The following is a 22068-nucleotide window of genomic DNA, read 5'->3' on the forward strand; positions in this document are numbered from 1 at the left end:
GCTCCCTTTCTCATTTCGCAGTGCTACAATAGTCAAGGGTTATTTCGTGTTACCATGATTGTTGTAGCTCCCTTTCTCATTTCGCAGTGCTACAATACCTCAACGGGAAATCCTTATTTTATAAGGGTTTCCCGTTTTATTTTGTCTAAAAAATGAGCTTAAAATAATAATAGTTGGTCTGAATTTACTCTTTTTTCTTGGGTTTTTAGCTCTCCCAATAGTAGTTTCATGGTGGCATATTGCTTTTCCGTTACTTCCAAACAGCGGATTGACCCTTCTTGCGGTAGGTTTGCACATAGCCTGTTGTGGTGTTTTTGCAACGAATCTCGACCTTTGACAATACGGCTGTATACGGAAAGCTGGAGCATTTGGTATCCATCTTTTAATAGAAACTGGCGGAATTGATTGGCAGCTTTGCGCTTTGCCGCTGTGGTAACCGGTAGGTCGAAGAAGACAATAATCCTCATAAATTTGGCCTCACTCATATTGGTATTCTTTCAATGGCAAGATTTCAGGCAGTTTCAGCTGTTTGGCATTTTTGTCAGTTACGCTGGCTTGAAATGAGGAAATCATTTTGTCTATGGCAGCCAAGGTGCTGAAGTATTGCCGTTCGATGCAGATTTGACAGTGAAGGGTCTTGATAAGGTTTTGTTTGATATTAGGGGTCAGATCAGTTTTCAGACGGCCTTGTTCATGCAAATGTATAACGACCAGGTCGGCCAATGGGCGTAAGGGTTCGATAAAGTCATCGGCGAGGTTGAATGGATTTAGTTCGCTTCTATGAAACAAGCCTAATGCAGGCAACCATCCATATAAAGTCAGGGCGCGTGCAACTGCTGCACGGAGTACGGCGTAGGTGTAGTTCAATGCGGCATTGACGGCATTGTTGTCATTGCGAGTAAACTTTTCTCCAAAGAGGGCTTGGAAGTAGAGGGCGGCAGCTTGGGCTTCACGGTTTCCTGTATCGCCCGAACGGACTTCGACTGCCAAAGTGCGCAGCCGTTTGGCGGCAAGATCATTGCCTGTTTCGTCTGCGACAAATGCTTGATTTAGGATTTTTTGGCGGATGATATGTTGCCAGAGTTGCTTTTTTAAGGGTTCGCTTATATTCAGCTGCAGCTTGAGGATTTTAAGTTGGCGGTGATATTGGGCATAAGGCAGCCATTGTCCGCAGGGTAGGAACTGTTCGTCACATGTCAGCAGGGTTGAGCCATGTTCGGCTAAGGCTGATAGGAGCGGGGCAGTAATCAGGGTTTCGCGGTTTTCGATGATGATAACGGCGATGTCTTCTAATGGTACGGTATGGGACTCGCCGTTTTGTTGAATCAGCAGTTGCCGGCGTTGCAAGGATAATTTACCGCCGTTTTGAATAAGCAGACTGCGCCAAGTCATGTTTCTTCCCCTTATTTTTATACAAAAAATCCCTGTTTCATGTCGTCTGAAACAGGGATAGGTTTATTTAACGAACAGGCGGGCGTTTTTTCAGACGGCATGATCTGATTTCTTTGCCCAATTCGTCGATTTGGTATTTTTGGAATGAAAGGGCGGTTTTGACACCAACACTTTGGAAAATGCCGTTTTTCCCTTTGGTGCTATCCGTATCATGTGTACGAATATCAATTGCTCCTGTAGCTCTATTTAGGCTGACGAAATAGCCTAAAAATTCATTTTTCTTAGCGGTTAGCTTAATCAGATCATTCGCATAAAGTACAAACTTAAACTCAAAACTATCATCCATTACCGTCCAATCTTCTTCATCTTTTCCTTGTACAACAGCCCTATTCGGCAAAATCCCTTTTGCGACCTGCCAACTGTAAATCGGTACCAGATAATACTTGCCGCCTTTCTCAAACACATCTACGCGCACCATGGTTGCGTTGTCGGCAATACCGTTATGGTTGCGCACCCATACGCCGGTTTTCTGTACTTGCTCTACGCGTACGGCTTTTACCTGTTGGGTGCGGTTGCCTGCTTTATCGTATTTGTAAAACGGCTCGGCAAAGGCTTTGGCCGGATCGTCTTTATGTGTTTCCAGCCGTGCTTTCAGCGCTTCGTATAGCTTAGGTTCACGCTCCCGATTGACCATTTTTTCCAAGTCTTTCAGTTTTAACTGTGTCAGCGGTACGCGCAACACGCTGATGCCTTCGTCCAGTCGTTTGGCGGATTTGACGGTCTCCATATGGCCTTGCCCGCTCATCTTCCGATTGGGCGCGCGTGAAACAAACAGTGGCGTAACGTATTCGTGTACGGCTTCGGGACGAGATGATAATTTTTCTGCGAGCAGGGTACGCAGTTTTTCGGGGGTATCCGCTTCTTCAAATTCGGGTTTGCCGTCCGGTTTGCCGAAGACGCGAATCATGACTTCTTGTGCGAAAAATTCCCAAGGTTGCGGGAAATGTGCTTTTTGATGCAGCACTTCTCCTGTTTCTTTATCTATAGTTTTGCCGTCAAATGCGTTCATCTCTTTATAGCGTACAAAATGGGTAATTTTCTGCTGCATGGCAACGGTCGAACAGGCAACGACAACTGCGTCCAAGGCGTGATGGCGGTCGTTTTCCGCACGCACTTTGCGTAATCCCCAAAAGCCGCGCAACAGATTGGTAATTTGTCCGTTGGATGCAAAGACACGTCTTTTCCCTTTACCTGTCAGCCGCATACGGTCGGCAATAAATTGGCACAGGAAACGGTTGACGTAGCGCGTATCGTTCAGATTGCGTTCTTTAAAGCCATCTTCGTCGAATTTTTGCAGCAGAATCCGTTGTTTTTTACTACGAGGAAAACGGCTGGTTTCGACACGCGCTTTAAATTCCTGCCATTCGCGGCTGTTGTCTTTGCCATTGAAGTATTCGTAAGGGGTTTGGTTGCTTTTGTTTTGGTTTTCGCTGCCCAATACCAGCACTTTATTGTTGAAACTGTCGTCCCATGTGCGCGAGAACGGCAGGGCATGGTCGATTTCGACATAGCCTTTTTCGTTCAGACGGCCTAAGTTGATTTCTTTGCCTGAATACAGGCATTTGCCGTGTTGTTGCTCGTACAGGCGCAGTTTCAGAATATCTTTGGATTTGGGTTCGCCGACAAAATTGGGGAAATACTCTCGGAATTTGGCGGCGGCTTTTTCTCGGTCTTTACGGTTTTCTTCTTGGCGTTTTTCGATTTCTTTGCGGTCTTTAAACGATTTTCCTACTTCCCTTGCCGTTTCAATATGAATACGTGCAGGAGAGCCGTAACGCCGTACAACGGCGTTAATGACTTTTCTGGCTTGAGATAAGGCGCGTAAGACGACTGAGTTACGGATTTCATCGGCGGGAATCGGTGGCAGATAAATCGCTTCTTCCGCATTTTTCTTGCCGTAATGGTCTCCGTAGATTTCGGCGCAGGCTTCATCGTAACGTTTGCTTTGCTCCATTAGAGGCACAATTCGGCGCAATGCTTTCAAGGAAATTTGGACGAACTTATCGAAGCTAATGTGTTTCAACAGCGCTTCTAAGATTTCGGGCTGAACACGGTCTTTCAGACGGCCTGTAATATCTTCATCGGTTTTGAACAGGGAGAATGCCGTGCCGATTTCGTCTTGTAATTCGGGAGAAAGGTTTAATGGGGATTTTTTGTCTTTCAATCCTTCTTTTTCCAGCGCACGGCTGATGGCATGGTAGGCCTTCATTTCCATCAATGTTGAGGTTTCGGCATTGTCTTTACCATAGTGTAATCCTTTGAAAAAGGCGGTATCTTCTAAACCCAGCAGCTTACGGGCTTGTGCGTAAGTCAGTTTGGATTTTCTGTATGGCTCGTCCATAAGCGTGGCGCGTTCGGTAGCGGTCAATGGCCGCTCGCTGCCTTGCTCTAAAATACGCAGGTTGTTCAGTTTGGTTAGCCAGACGAAACGTTCGGCGGTGTAGGTGTTTTTAGCGGCTTTCGGCTCTGTCGGCTCGAAGGTGCAATGCCCCAACATTTTTTGAACAGCATCACCGGACAGGGCGGGGCGTTGTGTCATCAGCAGGGTTTCAATACCTTCTTTAAGGCCGTCTGAAACATGAGGATTGCCAAATTCTTTTTGTTTTTCAAACAGTAAATTCAGCTCTGCCTGCAAATCTTTGCGGCTGAACGTATGCGAATAATCGCCGCGCTGGTTGCGGATATGGCCGCTTTCCTTTTCAAATTTATTTAAAGCCAATTCGGCCGGTGTACGAAAATCGCCTGTCTGTAAGGCATGGGCATTGTTAGCTAAGCCTTGAAGCAAAGCGCCAAGCTCCTTATCGGCAGTTTCGCCCTCGTTTTTTCTTTGCGACAAATAGCCGCGATGTTTGATTAAATGCAACAAGACTGCCGACCACTCTAAAGGCGTCAGTTTGCGGTCTAATGCGGCTGCGCGAAGTTGCCATGGTGTATTCGGTAAGGATTTGATCAAGCCGTTTTCGTCAAAATCGGCGGCTTGTAATACGCCTTCGCGTTTCAATAGGCGGCGGGCCCGAAGCAGGCGATGGGCGCGACGGCGGGTCAGGCGGCGAACACTGCGTGCCAAACGTCTTGCCGCTGCGAGAGAGTCACCTGTTTTCGGGGCTTCTGCACGCTCAAATACGCGCACGCCCAAATCAATCAGGCGGATGGGGTTTTCTTCTTCGTCAATTTCTACCATCGCCCAGCCGATGGATGCGATGCCGATATCGAGGCCGAGGATGTAGTTGATTGGATTGGGTTTGAATGCAGCCATCAGTTTCTCCGTAATGTGATGTTTGGTAAGTATAAATATATCCTAGGTAAGTATTACCATGCAAATGAAATACTTGACTAGGTACCGATTTGGAATTAGAATCTGTCCATATTGTTGCACTGCGAAATGAGAAACGTTGCTACAATAAGGCCGTCTGAAAAGATGTGCCGCAACGCTCTGCCCCTTAAGGCTTCTGCTTTAAGGGGCATCGTTTTGTCAAAATGACAGGGATTAAAAAGGCCGTCTGAAATTTCAGACGGCCTTTGGTGTTACCAGATATCGGATTTGATTTTGCGTTTCAAGCCTGGGTGTTCAGAGAGTTTGAACTCTGGGTCTTTACCCATTTTCAGCTTGGCTGTGTAGTCTTTCAACAGCAGGAAGGCAAGTGGGGACAGGAGCAGGATGGCAACGAGGTTAATCCATGCCATGATGCCCATGGCCATGTCTGCCATATCCCATACCAAGGGTACGTTGGCAACTGCGCCGAAGTAGACCCATGCTAAAACCAGCATACGGAAAACGGCGGTAACCAGCCAATGGCTCTTGATGAATTGGACGTTGGACTCAGCATAGGCATAGTTGCCGATAACGGTTGAAAAAGCAAACATAAACAGGATGGCGGCAAGGAAGCCCGCGCCCCATTCGCCTACCTGGCTGACGATTGCCGCTTGGGTCAGCGCCGCACCGCTCAGGTCGCCGTAAGGCTGTTGATAGGTCAAGACGATAAAGGCGGTGCATGAGCAGACGATGATGGTATCGACGAAAACGCCCAGCATTTGAATCATGCCTTGGGAGACGGGGTGTTTCACTTCGGCTGCGGCTGCGGCGTTCGGCGCGGAACCCATACCCGCCTCATTGGAATACAGGCCGCGTTTGATACCCTGCATCATGGTGGTCGAAATCAGACCGCCGAGGAAACCGCCTGCAGCCGAATCGAAGTTGAACGCGTTGGAGAAAATCTGACCGAACACATCAGGAATCAGGGAAATATTGGTAGCAATGATGAAGAGTGCTATGACGAGATATAAAACCGCCATCAGCGGAACGATAATTTCCGCGGCTTTAGATACGCGGCGGATACCGCCGAAGATAATCGGGGCAGTCAGAATGACCAGGGCGACGCCGACATAGTGTTGATCCCAGCCCCATGCCGCTTTGGTGGTATCGGCGATGGTATTGGTCTGTACAGCTTCAAATACAAAGCCGAAACAGAAAATCAGGCTCAGGGCGAACAAAACGCCCAGCCATTTTTGTCCCAGGCCTTGAGTGATGTAGTAGGCAGGGCCGCCGCGGAAGTGGTGGTTGTCGTAGTCCCGGACTTTAAAGAGTTGAGCCAGTGAAGATTCGACAAACGCCGAACTCATGCCGATTAAGGCGGTTACCCACATCCAGAACACCGCGCCTGGTCCGCCGAATTTGATGGCAATCGCTACGCCGGCGATGTTGCCCACGCCTACGCGGCTGGCCAAGCCGGTAACGAATGCTTGGAACGGTGTAATTCCATGCGGATCATCACCTTGTTTGCGGCCGCTCAACATTTCTTTGATACTGCGGCCGAAGAGGCGGAATTGTACAAAACCGGTAGTAACGGTGAAAAATAGGCCTACGCCTAAAAGCATATATACCAACCCCGACCACATTGGGTCGTTGATGTCGTTTACCCAGCCGTGAAGCTGTTCGAAAAATTGATCCATACAAACCTTTCAGAGTTTCTGCATTTTCAGACGGCCTGTGTGTGGAGGCTGTCTGTAACTGGATGTATTCTAGCAGACTGTCAACAAACTGAAAAACGTTTACATATTCTTTTTTATATTATCTTTTTGATTATCATGTAATTTTATTATTATGGTGTAAAGGATTTATCGATTTAAACTCTTCCGTTTTACATATTTGAACAAAAAGGCCGTCTGAAAACAGAGTCTTGTTTTCAGACGGCCTTGATTTTATTTCAATGCATTATTCGGGACGCATTTGCGGGAACAGAATCACGTCGCGGATGGTTTGTGAATCGGTCAGCAACATTACCAAGCGGTCGATGCCGATACCGCAACCGCCGGTCGGCGGCAGGCCGAATTCCATGGCGCGGATGTAGTCGGCATCGTAGTGCATGGCTTCGTCGTCGCCGGCGTCTTTTTGTGCCACTTGCGCCTTGAAGCGTTCGGCTTGGTCTTCCGGATCGTTCAACTCAGAGTAGCCGTTTGCCAGTTCGCGGCCGACAACGAAAAGCTCGAAGCGTTCGGTCAGACCCGGTTTGCTGTCGGATGCGCGTGCCAATGGCGACACTTCGACAGGGTAGTCGATGATGAAAGTCGGGTTCCACAGTTTGCTCTCAGCGCAACCTTCAAACAGGGCAAGTTGCAGGCTGCCGATACCTGGAGAAGGAGGCAGGCTTTCGCCGTGTTTGACGATTTCTTTTTTCAGCCATTCTTCATCGTTCAACTGCTCATCGGTGTAGTGCGGATTGTATTTTTTGATGGCACCGAGAATGGTCAGGCGTTCAAACGGGCTTTCCAAATCGACTTCTTTTCCGTTGTAGCTGATTTTCGCCGTGCCGTTTACCGCGCGGGAAGCGTTGCGGATGATGTCTTCCGCCATTTGCATCATGCGTTCGTAGTCGGAGAAGGCTTCGTAGAATTCAATCATGGTGAATTCAGGGTTATGGCGTACGGACATGCCCTCGTTACGGAAGCTGCGGTTGATTTCAAACACGCGTTCTAAGCCGCCGACAACCAAGCGTTTCAGATACAGCTCGGGGGCGATGCGCAGGTAGAGCGGAATGTCCAAGGCATTGTGGTGGGTCACGAAGGGTTTCGCTGTTGCGCCGCCTGGAATCGGGTGCATCATCGGGGTTTCAACTTCCAAATAATGCTCGTTGACCATGAAATTGCGCACGGATTGGATGATTTGGCTGCGTTTGATGAAGGTATTGCGCGATTCTTCGTTGGCAATTAAATCGACGTAGCGTTGACGGTATTTGGTTTCCTGATCGCTCAAGCCTTTGTGTTTGTCCGGCAGAGGGCGAAGGGATTTGGACAGCAGGCGGATGTTGGACACGCGCACGGTCAATTCGCCGTGGTTGGTTTTGAACAAAGTACCTTCCGCGCCGACGATGTCGCCCAAGTCCCAGTGGTTGAAGTCGTCCAAAACTTCTTGGCTCACGCCTTTGTTGTTCAAATAAAGCTGGATTTGACCGGTAACGTCTTGAATGGTGGCGAAGCTGGCTTTGCCCATTTGACGTTTGAGCATCATGCGACCGGCCACTTTGACGGGAATGCCTTGCGGGTCGAGTTCTTCTTTGCTGATTTCACCGTATTGGGTATGCAGGTCGGCGGCAAAGCTGTTGCGTTTGAAATCGTTAGGGTAGGCGTTGCGTTCTTTGCGGATGTTGTGCAGTTTCTCGCGGCGCAGGGCGATGATTTGGTTTTCGTCCAACTGCGGCTCGATTTGAGGATTGTTTTGTTCGCTCATGGTGTTTTCCGGAAAAATGAGTCAGGCTGCCGGAGTTTTCAGACGGCCTGAATAAAGTGAAAAATTGGCTCTATTTTACGCGATGTCGGTGTTTTTTTCTATAAAGGTAGAAAGGCCGTCTGAAACCTGAAAAATCAGTTTCAGACGGCCTTTTGTTTTATGAAGGGCAGTTAGATATCGGTTTCCAAATAAACAACTTGGGTTTGCAGATATTCTTCCAAACCGTGTTTACCGTCCGCGCCGCCGATACCTGATTTTTTCCAACCGGCATGGAAGCCCTGCATGGCTTCGAAGTTTTCGCGGTTGATGTAGGTTTCGCCGAAACGCAGACGGCGGGTTACATAAAACGCTTCATTCAGATTGGTGGTATAGACGGAGCTGGTCAGGCCGAATTCGCTATCGTTTGCCAAAGCGATGACTTGATCGAGCGTGTCGAAAGTGGCAACCGGCAGGACGGGGCCGAAGGTTTCTTCCTTCATGATGTCCATGCTGTTGTCGGTATCGGTCAGCAGGGTAGGTTCGAAGAAGTAGCCTTTGCCGTCGGCACGTTTGCCGCCGCAGACTAGTGTCGCCCCTTGTTTGACGGCGCGTTCGACTTTCTCGGCAACGGCTTTGACGGCGCGCTCTTCAATCAACGGGCCCATTTCCAGTGCGCCTGGCTCGGCTTCGGCCGGGTTGCCGTAGCGCACGCCTTTCATGGCGGCAGTCATTTTTTCGATAAATGCGTCTTTCAGGCTACTGTGGACATATACGCGTTCGGCGCAGTTACAGATTTGACCAGTATTGCCCACGCGTGAAGCCAAGATGGATTTGACGGCCAGATCCAGGTCGGCATCTTTAAGAACGATGGCAGGAGCTTTGCCGCCCAGTTCCAGTGAGACTTTGGTGATGTTGGCGGCGGCAGCTTCCATTACTTGGCGGCCTGCTTCTACAGAACCGGTCAGGCTGACCATATCGACTTGCGGATGCGATGCCAAGGCATTGCCGATTTCTGCGCCTGGGCCGTTGACGACGTTGAATACGCCGGCAGGTAAGCCTGAAGCATGAACGATTTCAGCAAAGATGTGGCAGTTAATCGGGGTAACGCTGCTTGGTTTGACGACGATGGTATTGCCTGTTACCAAAGCCGGGCCCATTTTGCGGGCGATCAGGAAGAATGGGAAGTTCCACGGCAAAATGCCGGCGATTACGCCCAAAGGACGTTTGAACAATAAAATGTTTTCGCGCGGGCGGTCGCTTTGGATAATTTCGCCTTCATAACGGCGCGCCCATTCGGCTTGGTAGTCGAGATAATCGGCAGTGAACATGACTTCTATGCGTGCCAAATCTTTGGTTTTGCCGCCTTCGGCGATAATGGTGTCGGTCAGCTCGTCGGCACGTTCGCGGATGCCTTGGGCAATTTTGCGCAGGTATGCGCCGCGCTCAACGGCAGGCAAACGCTCCCACGCAGTTTGCGCATCTCTGGCCGCGGCAACGGCACGATCAACATCGGCTTTTCCGCCTTTAGGCTCACGTGCGATGACTTCTTCGGTTGCCGGATTCAATACATCACGCCATGTACCGTTAAAGTCGGTTTCAAAGCGGCCGTTGATATACATAGACAGTTGTTTCATCAAACCTTCTCCTGTTGTTGTAGTTGGATGTAGTTTTAGTCTATGCCTAAATTGTCTGGCATACAAGAGGATTTGGTATGGGTTGATGATAGGTGTTTGGAAGTTTTTAGAAAAAGGTGATGGGTGAAGAGTTGGGTTTGATTGATTCAAGAGGTTTGTGATGCTTTGAGTTGCATCTATAACAGCATTGTGACAAAGCTCGAATATTATTGATGTTGATAATAAGGGAGGTATCAAATGAAGAAAGGCTTGATGGAGAATATAAAAAAACCTGCTTTTTCCAAAGCAGGTTTTCATATTTGGTGGGTCGTGAGCGATTCGAACGCTCGACCAACGGATTAAAAGTCCGCTGCTCTACCGACTGAGCTAACGACCCGATAAGTTGTGCATTATAGGGAGATTGTTTCTTTTCGTCAACTGTTTTTTTGAAATTTTCTTCAGAAAACGTAAATCGGTTGTTATTTGGCGTTAATTCTCCCGTTTTCGAGTATTAATTATGTTATGATTTTCTAATCTGTCAGTTCTGATGGATATTTTTTAGACCAAAGGATATACAACATGAAAAAATTATTGATTGCTGCGATGATGGTGGCTGGTTTGGCTGCTTGTTCTCAAGAGGCGAAACAGGAAACTCAAGAAGCGGCTTCTGCCGTTGCTTCTGATGTGAACGCTGCTGCCGAACACGCGGCTTCTGCTGCCGATGCTGCTGCTTCCGAAGCTAAAGGCGCTGCTGAACAGGCTGTTTCTGACGCTAAAGAAGCTGGTGCCGATGCGAAGGAAACTGCGGAGAAAGCAATTTCCGATGCTAAAGAAACTACCGGTAAAGCCATCGATGGTGCTAAAGAAGCCAGCGACAAAGCCTTGGACGATGCAAAAGCTGCTGTGGGCGAGGCTAAAGATGCTGCCAAAGATGCGGCTAAAGATGCTTTGGGTAAAGCAGCCGATGTGACTCAAGAAGCTGCCGACAAATTGAAAGACGCTGCTAAATAAGCTGGTGTTTGATATTTGAAAAGGCCGTCTGAAAAAATGTTTTTCAGACGGCCTTTTTGTATCGGCAGATTATTTTTTTTCTTGCTGACGCGTGTACACCAAAGAAGTCAGGATGGATGCACCCAGTGCGCCGAAGACGACGGACAGGGAAATGGAAATCGGGATATGTACCCAGTGCATAATCAGCATCTTGATACCGATAAAGCTCAATACGAAGGCCAAGCCGTATTTGAGGAAAATAAAGCGTTCGGCAAAGTCTGCCAGTAAGAAGTACATGGCACGCAGGCCTAAGATGGCAAAAATGTTGGAAGTGAGGACGATGAATGGGTCGGTGGTTACGGCAAAAATAGCGGGGATGCTGTCAACGGCGAAGATGACGTCGCTCAATTCGATCATAATCAATACTAGCAAAAGCGGCGTAGCGATGCGTTTGCCGTTTTCAATGGTAAAGAATTTTTCACCGTCAAACTGTTGGCTGGTCGGGATGACTTTTTTGAGTAGGGTCAGGATTTTGTTTTGGGAAAGGTCTTCTTCAGCTTCGGCTTCCGGCTTCATCATGTGAATGCCGGTGTATAAGAGGAAGGCGCCGAAGAGGTACAAAATCCATTCAAATTGTTGTACCAAGGCTGCGCCGATGAAGATCATGATGGCGCGCAGGACGATGGCGCCGAATACACCATAGAGCAAGATGCGGTGTTGGAATTTGGGTTCGACTTTGAAATAGCCGAAAATCATCAGGAAAACGAAGATGTTGTCGACTGCAAGGGATTTTTCGAGTACATAGCCGGTGAAGAATTCGAGGACTTTTTCTTTGGCGACAACGGCCCCATAAGTCGGGTTGCCCGCGAGTTCAAAATAGAGCCAGCCTGCAAATGCGCAGGATACGGCCACCCAAATGCCGCTCCAGGCGAGGGCTTCTTTGATGCTGACTTTGTGGGCGCCGTTTTTTTTCAGCGATACCATATCGATGGCGATCATGATTAAGACGGCAATAAAGAAGATGCCGTAAAACATCGGCGAGCCGACGGACGGGTATTGGGTCATAAACAATCCTTGTGTGCGGGGGAAGGGTAAGGTTTACCAAGACAGGTAGAACATTGCTTTGGCAAAAAAGACGATAAACAGCATATGGCTGAATACGACGGCGTGTATGTATTTCGACCAGCCGACGGTGAGGGTGTGTCGGGCCATTTTGACAACTGCTATGGCAAAATGTACCAAAACGCTTATTGCCAACAGGATTTTGATGCTCAGCATGATGCCGAAAGAGCTGTCGAATGGGTGGTGAAGTATCGGCAGGTAGCGGTTGTACACCATCACGATGCCGCTGATGAACAAGATAATGACGACAGGCGGCATTACGCGGACGGCACGATGGGACATGGCACGTTCGACTTCGCGGCGCGATTCGCGCGAAACGCGGCCGGTGTGCAAAACGGAGAGAACCAGCATTTCGAAAAATACGCCGCCGACAAAGGCAATCGCGCAATAAACGTGGATGATGTGTGCCAGTGCGTAGGTACTCATGACGGGTGTTTCCGGTAGTTCAGACAAGTCGTCATTGTATCACTACCGAATGCGGTTGATGTATGCGCAATTTTATGCCAAATATATTAAAATTTATAAATATTTTATAGGAATTGCCGTTTGTTTTTGAAGTTAACCGTTCATCAAGAGCGTTATCTTAGTTTAATCTGTCTTTACTTATCAGAAAATATATTAATGAAAGGTTGTGCCATACTGCTCCATATAAAGCTTAACCCCTGATGGAGAATCAAACCATGAAGAAAACTTTTGCAAAAACTGTGACCTTGATCATGCTGGCCGCTTCTTTGGGTGCATGTGCCAATATGACTCAAACCCAACGCAACACTGCTGCTGGTGCGGTATTGGGCGGCGTGGCAGGTAACTTGATTGGTGGCGATACCGGCTCTACCTTGGGTGGTGCGGCTTTGGGTGGCGTCATCGGCAGTCAGGTTCATACCCGCTACTAATCCTTTATTCGGTTAAAAATAAAAAGGCCGTCTGAATGTTCAGACGGCCTTTTGTTTTGTGGTTTATTCGTTGACGAACGTTACACCGGTCAGTTGCGATTGCAAAATAGCCGTGCGCAAAGCAGTCAGTGCTTTCGGTCGGACAAAGTTGCGGCGATAGGCCAAAACGACACGGCGGTGCGGTGCAGTGCCTTCAAACGGGATAATGCTGAAAAGCATGTGGTCGTTTTCGGTCAATGCGGTAGCCGGCATGACGCTGATGGCCAGGCCGCTGGCAACCATGTGGCGGATGGTGTTGATGGAGCTGCCTTGCAGGGTATTGGTCAAGCCCTGGATTTTTTGCTTGGAAGCCAATTCGGAACAGCTTGCCAACACTTGGTCGCGCATACAGTTGCCTTCGGACAGCAGCAACACTTGTTCTTCACCCAAAAGCTGAGGCGTAACGGCATCGAGTTCTTCAAAGTGATGTCCTTTGGGAACAATGACGAAGAAAGGTTCGTCATACAGAGGCTCGGTCACGATGCCCGGCTCTTGGAACGGTTCGGCAACGACGATTGCATCGACATCGCCACGTTTGAGCGACTCGGTCAGGATGTGGGTATAGTTCTCTTCCAGCATCAGCGGCATTTTCGGCGCGGTTTCACGCAACGCGGTAATGAGCTTGGGCAGAAGGTAGGGGGCAACGGTGAAAATCAGGCCGAGTTTGAATGCGCCTTCCAATTCGTTTTGCTCTTCATTGGCAAGGTGCTTGATGAGTTCTGCTTCTTCCAGAACCCGGCGGGCTTGGGCGACAATGCGCTCGCCTGCTTCGGTTGTGATGATGTCGTTGCTGCTACGGTCGAACAGGGATACCGACAGCTCTTCCTCCAGCTTTTTGATGGCGATGGAGAGGGTGGGCTGGCTGACAAAGCAGCGTCGTGCGGCACGTCCGAAGTGACGTTCTTGTGCGACGGCTACGATGTAACGCAATTCGGTCAAGGTCATGTGTTAAGCCTTTTTTTGTTCCGGCAGGGTGATGTTCAGCTCAAGAACGTCCAAGCCGTCTTGTTTCTCTTGGGAGATGCGGATGTCGTCCAATGATACGTTGACGTATTTGGACAGGACTTCCAACAACTCTTTACGCAGGGTCGGCAGATAGTCCGGAGCTTGGCCTTCTTGTGCGCGTTCTTGCGCGATGATGATTTGCAGGCGGTCGCGCGCGACTGTGGCGGTTTTCGGCTTTCTGCCGAACAGCATATCGAGCAGTGACATGTATTAACCTCCGAACAGTCGTTTTAAGAAGCTTTTCTTCTCAGCTTCGAGGAAACGCATTTCGCGGTTTTCACCCAAGAGGCGGGCAATAACGTCTTTGTAGGCTTCGGCTGCGGCAGCATTGTCTTGGTGAATGACAGGTTCGCCGGCGTTGGAAGCTTGCAGAACGTTTTGTGATTCAGGAATCACACCGATCAACGGAATACGCAAGATGTCGCAGATGTCTTGTACCGACAGCATTTCGCCTTTGGCTACGCGCTCAGGGGAGTAGCGGGTAATCAGCAGGTGCTCTTTAACAGTGCTGCCTTGTTCTGCTTTGCGGGATTTGCTTTGCAAAATGCCCAAGATGCGGTCGGAGTCGCGGACGCTGGATACTTCCGGATTGGTGGTAATGATGGCTTCGTCGGCAAAGTAGAGTGCCATCAGTGCACCTTGTTCGATACCGGCAGGGGAATCGCAGATAATGAATTCGAAGCCCATTTTTTCGCTGGCCAGCTCTTTCATCACGTTGTCCACGCCTTCGCGGGTCAGTGCGTCTTTATCGCGGGTTTGCGATGCAGGCAGGATGTAGAGGTTTTCGCAATTTTTGTCTTTAATCAGGGCTTGGTTGAGTGTGGCTTCGCCTTGGATAACGTTGATGAGGTCGTATACGACGCGGCGTTCGCAACCCATAATCAGGTCAAGGTTGCGCAAACCGACGTCGAAGTCGATCACAGCAGTTTTGTGGCCGCGCAGGGCCAGGCCGGTTGCGATGCTGGCGCTGGTAGTGGTCTTGCCTACGCCGCCTTTACCTGAAGTTACTACGATGATTTTGGACACGATATTTCCTTTTTAAGTACTGATGTTTATTCGGCGTCGATTGCGCTGATAACCAGTCGGTTGTCTTGCAATGATACTTGTACGGGTTTTTTATGCAGATGCTCGGGCAGGTCTTGCTCGAAGTTGCGGTAGATACCGGCAACAGAGACTAATTCGGCCTGCATGGAATGAATAAAGATGCGCGCGTTGGTATTGCCTTTCGCGCCAGCCAACGCTCTGCCGCGCATGGGAGCGTAAATATGGATGTTGCCGTCGGCGATAAGTTCCGCACCTTGGCTGACGATGCCGGTAACGATGAGGTCGCCGTTTTCAGCGTAAACCTGCTGGCCGGTACGTACGGGCGTGCTGACCAATACGGTCGGATTGTTGATAACGGTGGCTTGTACGTCTTGCGGCTGCGGTGCTTGGCGCGGAGTAGGTGCTGCCTGTGTGTCGGCTGCCTGGGTGGAGTTACCTTGTTTGAATACCAAATGATAACGCGCCGCTGCTGCCGCCCATGTGTCGCTGGTGTGGTGCAGCCCTAAAATTTGCATGCCGTAACGGGCAAACAGGGAAATCATGCCGCCCAAATCGATGGATTCGGGATGGTCGAAATCTTGTACGTCTAAAATGAAGGGAACGAATTCGTCTTGAGATTGGCCTGCCAGTTGGCGCAGGAATTCTTCCAATTCGGTTAAATCTGCGGTGTGCAGATGGATGGATAAGACGTCCAAACGTGACGTTTTTATGTCGAATGCGGGTTTCATTGTAATGAAATAATAAAATTTTTTAATGACGTAAGTTTACCGTGTAAATCTTGGCTATTCAATCTGTTTGGCCGTCTGAAACCAAAATATTTTGTTTGAACGTTTTTCAGCTGTATTTAGTGTGGTTTTTTGGTGTGAACGCAGGTTTCAGACGGCCTTGGGAAAGGGGTAGCCGTGTGTGTCGATGTCGTCGGCGGCTGCCCACGGCGTGTGGATGAGGGTGGACGGCAGGTGCGCCAATTCGGGGATGTAACTGCGGATGTAACTGCCGTCGGGGTCGATTTGGTGCGAACGGTGGGCATAACGGACGGTGGCTGTGTCTTGGGCGGCGAGGTGCCAGTTGGCTTGGTTAAGCGCGGGGTCGGTGCCGGTTTGGACGGAGGCTGTCCACGTGATGCCTTGGTTGGGGTCGAAGTTGAGGGCATGGCAGAAATAGTGGGCGCACAGTTGCTGGAGAACGGGATGTAAGTGGCCGGTGGCTTCGAGGCCGCGGATGGAGGCGTCGATGATGGGCACGCCGGTTTGGCCGTGTCGCCAGTATTCGCGTACCGGGGCGGCATCGGTTGTTTCGGGCAGGCGGCGGTGGTAGGCGAGCTGGTAGCAGTAGTCGCGGAAAATAAGCTTGTCCAGCCACTCGAAATGTCGGTTTGCCAAGCCTTCGGCGGCCAGCAGGCGCGGTGAAATGCAGCCTGCGGACAGGTAGGCATTGAGGAGGCTGGTGTTTTTTCGTGCCGGAAAGTTTTGGGTAATCGGGTAGTGAACCAAATTCTGTTTGAACGCGTGCCATTGCGTTAAGGCTGCAGTTTCGCCACCCTGCTGATAGGCAGGCAATACCGCGCCGGTATGGGCTGGGAACAGTGGAACGTTTTGTCCGGTTTGAACAGGCAATTCGGTTTCAGACGGCCTTTGTCCTGAATAAGCCTGCAACCATGCTTGTTTATAGGCGGCAAAATCGGTGTAGGGCAGTCCGTTGGCATCCATAAGGGGGGATTTGGCTAAAATGCCGCGGTCTTTGGCGTGTTGCAGGGCAATGCCTGCCCGGTCGAAATTGTGCCAGAGGTGGTTGTCTTGGCGGATTTCGGCTTCGGTGTAGGCTTCGTCTGTGATGACGGTATGGGCATTGAGCGCAGCAGCCAAGGGGAGGAGGTCTTCGTCGGAGGCAACGACATATAAAGGAATATGGTGTGCCGCCAGACGGGTATGCAGCTCTTGCGCGGCTTGATAATGGAACAGGCTTTGACGCGGATTGTGGTTTTCAGACGGCCTTTGGCTGACCCAGACACAGGCGATGGGCAAACCGCTTGCAACGGCGGCATTAAGCGCGACATTGTCGTGCAGGCGGAGGTTGCGGCGGAACCAGACAAGGACGTGAGCAGATTTCATGAGCATGTTCCGACGGAAAAGGGGAAAACCATTTTATCAGAATCGGCCTCATGTATCAGGCCGTCTGAAAAATCTTTTGGTTTGATTTCGCTATATAATTTTGGTTTTAGCAATGAGGCGGCAACCATGACCGAGCAAACCGTTTTGGCACTCATTACCTGCCAAACTTATCCCGAACCATCGGACAACCTGAAAACATTGGCGGCATGCTTGGAAAGCATGGGCGTGAAAACCGTATTTGATACGTGGCAAAACCATCCGTCTGCGACGTTTTTACTGCCTTTGTGCGCATGGGATTATGCCGCCGAACCTGAAGCCTTCCGCCAATGGCTGGAGCAAGCCGAGCAGGCGGGGCAGCATTTTATCAATCCGCCCGAGCTGATGGCTTGGAATATGGAAAAGACTTATTTGTGCGATTTGGCGGCGCGTGGCTCGCAAGTGATTCCCAGCGTATTTGTTCCGCCGCAAAAAGCCGAATTGGCGGACATACTGAACCAACAAGGTTGGACGGAAGCGGTCATCAAGCCTGCATTCGGGCAGAGCGGCAAAGGCGTGGTCAAAGTTTGTGCGGACGCATTGGACGTGAACATGGCGGATTATCCGCAAGGCATGATTGTTCAACCGTATATCCGTGAAATCGAAACGGCGGGCGAAACCTCGCTGGTGTTTTTCAACGGCATATTCAGCCATGCCGTGCGCCGTCAGCCGCCCCAAGGCGAATGGCGCGCCAACTCGGCCTATGGCGTGTCGGTGTTTGGTATTGAGCCGCCCGAGTTTGCCATCAGTGCCGCGCAAGACGTACTGGCCACTTTGCCGCAAATGCCGGTTTACGCCCGCGTGGACGGCACATTGGTCGGCGACACATTCCTGCTCAATGAGTTGGAACTCATCGAGCCTGCCCTGTATTTGCACACCAGCGAAGGCACGACGGAACGCTTTGCCCGAGTGTTGGCGCAGTTGCTTGGACAACATTCATCAACCTGACTTTATAAATAACAAGCCTCAGGCCGTCTGAAAACCATCTTTCAGACGGTCTGAGGCTTTTTTTAAACAAGATTTGCGCATTTGTATTTTTCAATAATGTGCCATTTGTCGATTGTGTCATTTTAATTGTTGCAGTCTTAATTGATGGTTGATTAACTTTCATTTGGCATTTTATCTCGGCCGCAGCCTTTATTTTTAGCGGATTGTAAACAATCTGGTCGGTCTAAATAGGTATCTTTTTAGGGTAAAACCTCAAAAATCTTTTTAAAAAGAAAGATATTGTCTTATTGAATATTCTGTGCTGAAATTACATGACACTACAAAAAGTAGTGCATAAAAAAATAAAACAGACAAAGGAGAAAGCCATGCAATTTTTTTTAGACAATCTCAAAGCCTTTTTCGAAACCATCAGCGGCTGGGTCTGGGGACCTATTATGTTGATGTTGCTGGTCGGTACGGGCATTTTGCTGACCGTGTTGCTGAAAGGCTTGCAGTTCACCATGTTGGGTTATGCGCTGAAACAGGCGTTTGTGCCGTCAAAGAAGCATGAAGACGGTGAAGACCACGAAGGCGATATTTCCCATTTCGCGGCGTTGATGACCGCGCTGTCCGCCACCATCGGTACGGGTAACATCGCCGGTGTGGCGACAGCGGTGGTAACAGGCGGCCCAGGCGCGGTATTTTGGATGTGGATGACCGCCATTTTCGGCATGGCCACCAAATACGGCGAAGGCGTGTTGGCGGTGAAATACCGCGTCACCAATTCCAAAGGCGAAATGTCCGGCGGCCCGATGTATTACATCGAAAAAGGCTTGGGCAAAAACTGGAAATGGATGGCCGTCGCATTTGCGCTGTTCGGTACTTTCGCTTCCTTCGGTATCGGCAGCTCGGTGCAGTCCAACTCGGTTGCGCAGGCAGTACAAACCAGCTTCGGCGTCGAACCTGCCTACACCGGCGTGATATTGACTGTATTAACGGCCATTGTACTTTTGGGCGGCATTAAGGGCATCGCCAAAGCCGCGTCCTTTATCGTGCCTGCCATGGCAGTGTTTTATGTAGTAGGCGGTATTGCCATTATCGTGATTAATTCCGATGTATTGATGCCCGCCGTCAAACTGATTTTCTCCGATGCGTTTAGCGCACAGGCCGTGGCAGGCGGCGCCATCGGTACGGTTATCCGCTACGGCGTGGCGCGCGGCGTGTTCTCCAATGAGGCGGGTATGGGTTCTGCGCCGATTGCCGCCGCCGCCGCGAAAACCGACCACCCCGTTCGTCAGGCTTTGGTTTCCATGACCGGTACTTTTTTGGACACCATTGTTGTCTGCTCGATTACCGGTATCGTGTTGGTCATGGGTTTGCTCGGCGCAGGTGGCGAGTTTGTGAAACCTGAATTGAGCGGCGCGGCGCTGACAACCGTCACTTTCCAAAAAATGCTGCCCGGTATCGGCGGCTGGATTGTCACCATCGGCCTGATTTTCTTTGCCTACTCAACCATTCTCGGCTGGTGTTATTACGGCGAGAAATGCGCGGTTTATGTCTTCGGCGAGAAGTTTGCCGGTTTGTACCGCGTGGGTTACGTCTCTTCTGTCATGCTGGGTACCGTGTTGAGCCTTGATTTGGTGTGGCTGGCTTCGGACACATTCAACGGCCTGATGGCATTGCCCAACCTGATTGCGCTTTTGTTGATGGCGAAAGTCATCGTCAATGAAACGCGCGACTTCAAACAAAAAATCAAAAACGGCGAATTGCCGCATTAATGTCCAAGGCCGTCTGAACATTCAGACGGCCCGATGTATATTAAGTTTGTTTTGAAAAAAGTCAGAGGAGGAGAAGAATGAAAGTGCTTGTTTTAGGTGCAGGTGTTGCTGGCGTATCTTCCGCGTGGTATCTGGCAGAGGCAGGGCATGAAGTAACGGTCATCGACCGCGCCGAGGGCGTGGCGATGGAAACCAGTTTTGCCAATGCAGGCCAGCTTTCTTACGGCTATACCACGCCTTGGGCTGCACCCGGTATCCCGACCAAAGCACTGAAATGGCTGTTTAAAAGCCATCCGCCTTTGCTGTTTCGCCCTGACGGCAGCCTGTATCAAATTGAATGGCTGTGGCAAATGCTGCAAAACTGCACGGCAGCGCGCTATCAAATCAATAAAGAGCGCATGGTCAGGATTTCTGAATACAGCCGTGAAATGTTCCTCCGTTTTGAAGCTCAAACCGGCATGAATTTCGAGGGACGCAAAAAAGGGACATTGCAGATTTTCCGTCAGGCTAAGGAAGTCGAAGCGGCAGAACAAGACATTGCCGTTTTGGAACGCTACGGCGTGCCGTACCGCCGCCTGAAACCTAAAGAATGCGCAGAATTTGAGCCTGCGCTGGCACGCGTTACCGCCAAAATTGCCGGTGGCCTGCACCTACCCGCAGACGCAACCGGCGACTGCCATCTCTTCACTGAAAACCTATACAAATTGTGTCAAGAAAAGGGCGTACAGTTCCACTTCAACCAAACCATCAGCCGCATCGACCACAACGGGCTGCGCATCAAAGCCGTTGAAACCGAAACAGGGCGGTTTGAAGCAGATGCCGTTGTCTGCGCGCTCGGCTGCTTTAGCAGGACTGTGTTGGCGCAGTTGGATCTCAATCTGCCGATTTATCCCGTCAAAGGCTATTCCTTGACCCTGCCGGTCACAAACTCAGACGGCGCACCGGTTTCCACCGTTCTCGATGAAAGCTACAAAGTCGCCATCACGCGCTTTGACAACAGAATCCGTGTCGGCGGCATGGCGGAATTGTCGGGCTATGAAATCAAACTGCCCGAAAAACGCCGCGAAACCTTGGCTTTAGTCGTCAACGACTTGTTCCCCGAAGGCGGCGATTTGAAACAAGCATTGTTCTGGAGCGGCCTCAGACCGATGACACCCGACAGCACGCCGCTAATCGGGCGCACCCGCTTTGAAAACCTATTCCTAAATACCGGCCACGGTACTTTGGGCTGGACCATGTCGCTGGGTTCGGCAAAATTAACTGCCGATATCGTGAGCGGCAAAGACACCGAAATCCGAAGCGACGATTTGAGCCTGTCGCGCTATCAGGCTTAAGCTGGAAAGCGCTAAGGTTTAGCGGCATTTTAAATGTAAAGGCCGTCTGAAAATCATTTTTCAGACGGCCTTTTGTTTCAAAATCCATGTATCCAATCAATAAAATAAATAATAACTATTATCATGCGCATTAAAAAGTGTTAGTCTGAACCTGTCCCAGCTTTTAGCGCAGGTTTTCTTATGCCCGATTTTTCGATGTCCAATTTGGCCGTTGCCTTTTCCATCACGTTGGCTGCCGGTTTGTTTACCGTATTAGGCAGCGGCTTGGTGATGTTTTCCAAAACGCCCAATCCGCGCGTGTTGTCGTTTGGTTTGGCATTTGCCGGCGGTGCGATGGTGTATGTTTCCCTGACGGAGATTTTCAGTAAATCCAGCGAGGCGTTCGCTGAAATTTATGATAAAGACCACGCGTTTGCGGCGGCAACGATGGCATTTTTGGCCGGAATGGGCGGCATTGCGCTGATTGACCGCCTGGTGCCGAACCCGCATGAAACTTTAGACGCGCAAGACCCGTCGTTTCAAGAAAGTAAACGCCGCCATATCGCGCGAGTCGGCATGATGGCGGCGTTTGCGATTACTGCGCACAATTTCCCCGAAGGCTTGGCGACGTTTTTTGCCACCTTGGAAAATCCGGCGGTCGGGATGCCTTTGGCCTTGGCGATTGCCATCCATAATATTCCGGAGGGCATTTCCATCGCCGCGCCGGTTTATTTTGCCACCCGAAGCCGTAAGAAGACGGTATGGGCGTGCCTGCTATCCGGCTTGGCCGAGCCTTTGGGGGCGGCTTTGGGCTATTTGGTTTTGCAGCCGTTTTTGTCGCCTGCCGTGTTCGGTTCGGTGTTCGGCGTGATAGCCGGCGTGATGGTGTTTTTGGCGTTGGACGAGCTGTTGCCAGCCGCCAAACGCTATTCAGACGGCCATGAAACCGTTTACGGCCTGACAACGGGTATGGCGGTGATTGCCGTCAGCCTGGTATTGTTCCGTTTTTAAAACCCGTATGCCAAAGGCCGTCTGAAATGAT

At 50.2% G+C, this 22068-nt stretch carries 19 protein-coding genes and 1 tRNA gene; 6 read left to right on the forward strand and 14 right to left on the reverse strand.

Annotated elements, in window-relative coordinates; all coding sequences use genetic code 11:
• Positions 1-158: 158 nt before the first annotated feature.
• The 7 genes from cas2 to HMPREF2560_RS08420 form a co-directional block, all read right to left on the reverse strand.
• Positions 159-485: a CRISPR-associated endonuclease Cas2 gene (gene cas2, locus HMPREF2560_RS08390; protein ID WP_033912916.1), complete on the reverse strand. Its 327-nt coding sequence runs from the start codon at positions 483-485 to the stop codon at positions 159-161.
• The gene (cas1, locus tag HMPREF2560_RS08395; RefSeq protein WP_070608383.1) at positions 478-1392 is read right to left on the reverse strand and encodes a type II CRISPR-associated endonuclease Cas1; all 915 of its coding nucleotides are present in this window, start codon (positions 1390-1392) and stop codon (positions 478-480) included. Before cas1 ends, cas2 begins: the two co-directional genes overlap by 8 nt.
• 67 nt (positions 1393-1459) lie before the next feature.
• Positions 1460-4708, reverse strand: a complete 3249-nt coding sequence (cas9, locus tag HMPREF2560_RS08400; RefSeq protein WP_070608385.1) for a type II CRISPR RNA-guided endonuclease Cas9 — start codon at positions 4706-4708, stop codon at positions 1460-1462.
• Positions 4709-4977: 269 nt separating this feature from the next.
• Entirely contained in the window at positions 4978-6402 is a 1425-nt protein-coding gene (locus HMPREF2560_RS08405; protein ID WP_070608387.1) for an alanine/glycine:cation symporter family protein, read from the reverse strand.
• Positions 6403-6664: 262 nt separating this feature from the next.
• Positions 6665-8176 carry a lysine--tRNA ligase gene (gene lysS, locus HMPREF2560_RS08410; protein WP_070608389.1) on the reverse strand — a complete coding sequence of 504 codons (1512 nt, stop codon included), beginning with the start codon at positions 8174-8176 and terminating at the stop codon, positions 6665-6667.
• A gap of 170 nt (positions 8177-8346) precedes the next feature.
• On the reverse strand, positions 8347-9789 hold the full coding sequence (gene aldA, locus HMPREF2560_RS08415) for an aldehyde dehydrogenase (protein WP_070608391.1): 1443 nt from the start codon (positions 9787-9789) through the stop codon (positions 8347-8349).
• Between the two features lie 300 nt (positions 9790-10089).
• Positions 10090-10165 (reverse strand) — tRNA-Lys (locus HMPREF2560_RS08420).
• A 182-nt stretch (positions 10166-10347) separates the two neighbouring features.
• On the opposite strand from HMPREF2560_RS08420, the gene HMPREF2560_RS08425 reads away from it, so the two are divergent.
• Positions 10348-10779, forward strand: coding sequence for an Ag473 family lipoprotein (locus HMPREF2560_RS08425; RefSeq protein WP_070608393.1), 432 nt, complete (start codon positions 10348-10350; stop codon positions 10777-10779).
• Between the two features lie 69 nt (positions 10780-10848).
• On the opposite strand, the gene HMPREF2560_RS08430 is transcribed toward HMPREF2560_RS08425, so the two are convergent.
• Both HMPREF2560_RS08430 and HMPREF2560_RS08435 read right to left on the reverse strand, forming a co-directional pair.
• On the reverse strand, positions 10849-11823 hold the full coding sequence (locus HMPREF2560_RS08430; protein ID WP_070608394.1) for a TerC family protein: 975 nt from the start codon (positions 11821-11823) through the stop codon (positions 10849-10851).
• A gap of 33 nt (positions 11824-11856) precedes the next feature.
• Positions 11857-12306, reverse strand: coding sequence for a CopD family copper resistance protein (locus HMPREF2560_RS08435; protein ID WP_070608396.1), 450 nt, complete (start codon positions 12304-12306; stop codon positions 11857-11859).
• A gap of 254 nt (positions 12307-12560) precedes the next feature.
• On the opposite strand from HMPREF2560_RS08435, the gene HMPREF2560_RS08440 reads away from it, so the two are divergent.
• Complete coding sequence (locus HMPREF2560_RS08440) at positions 12561-12773, forward strand: glycine zipper 2TM domain-containing protein (RefSeq protein WP_003684747.1); 213 nt, start codon at positions 12561-12563, stop codon at positions 12771-12773.
• Positions 12774-12836: 63 nt separating this feature from the next.
• Here HMPREF2560_RS08440 and HMPREF2560_RS08445 read toward each other — a convergent pair whose 3' ends face one another.
• From HMPREF2560_RS08445 to HMPREF2560_RS08465, 5 genes are all read right to left on the reverse strand, one after another.
• Positions 12837-13757 carry a hydrogen peroxide-inducible genes activator gene (locus HMPREF2560_RS08445; protein WP_049330768.1) on the reverse strand — a complete coding sequence of 307 codons (921 nt, stop codon included), beginning with the start codon at positions 13755-13757 and terminating at the stop codon, positions 12837-12839.
• 3 nt (positions 13758-13760) lie between these two features.
• Positions 13761-14024: a cell division topological specificity factor MinE gene (gene minE, locus HMPREF2560_RS08450; RefSeq protein WP_003680625.1), complete on the reverse strand. Its 264-nt coding sequence runs from the start codon at positions 14022-14024 to the stop codon at positions 13761-13763.
• Between the two features lie 3 nt (positions 14025-14027).
• Positions 14028-14843 (reverse strand): septum site-determining protein MinD, encoded by an 816-nt coding sequence (gene minD, locus HMPREF2560_RS08455; RefSeq protein ID WP_049330767.1) that lies wholly within the window; start codon positions 14841-14843, stop codon positions 14028-14030.
• A 26-nt stretch (positions 14844-14869) separates the two neighbouring features.
• On the reverse strand, positions 14870-15589 hold the full coding sequence (minC, locus tag HMPREF2560_RS08460; RefSeq protein ID WP_004520214.1) for a septum site-determining protein MinC: 720 nt from the start codon (positions 15587-15589) through the stop codon (positions 14870-14872).
• 147 nt (positions 15590-15736) lie between these two features.
• Positions 15737-16972, reverse strand: a complete 1236-nt coding sequence (locus HMPREF2560_RS08465; RefSeq protein WP_070608398.1) for an FAD-binding domain-containing protein — start codon at positions 16970-16972, stop codon at positions 15737-15739.
• A 126-nt stretch (positions 16973-17098) separates the two neighbouring features.
• Here HMPREF2560_RS08465 and HMPREF2560_RS08470 point away from each other — a divergent pair, with 126 nt between their 5' ends.
• The 4 genes from HMPREF2560_RS08470 (at position 17099) to zupT (ending at position 22037) form a co-directional block, all read left to right on the forward strand.
• Complete coding sequence (locus tag HMPREF2560_RS08470; protein ID WP_070608400.1) at positions 17099-17956, forward strand: ATP-grasp domain-containing protein; 858 nt, start codon at positions 17099-17101, stop codon at positions 17954-17956.
• Positions 17957-18321: 365 nt separating this feature from the next.
• The gene (locus tag HMPREF2560_RS08475) at positions 18322-19713 is read left to right on the forward strand and encodes an alanine/glycine:cation symporter family protein (RefSeq protein ID WP_070608402.1); all 1392 of its coding nucleotides are present in this window, start codon (positions 18322-18324) and stop codon (positions 19711-19713) included.
• A gap of 77 nt (positions 19714-19790) precedes the next feature.
• A complete protein-coding gene (locus HMPREF2560_RS08480) occupies positions 19791-21047 on the forward strand; it encodes a D-amino acid dehydrogenase (protein WP_070608404.1) in 1257 nt (418 codons plus the stop codon).
• A 180-nt stretch (positions 21048-21227) separates the two neighbouring features.
• Positions 21228-22037: a zinc transporter ZupT gene (gene zupT / locus HMPREF2560_RS08485; protein WP_002220178.1), complete on the forward strand. Its 810-nt coding sequence runs from the start codon at positions 21228-21230 to the stop codon at positions 22035-22037.
• Positions 22038-22068: the final 31 nt, after the last annotated feature.

This window comes from Neisseria sp. HMSC078H04 (assembly GCF_001838135.1).
Classification (GTDB): domain Bacteria; phylum Pseudomonadota; class Gammaproteobacteria; order Burkholderiales; family Neisseriaceae; genus Neisseria.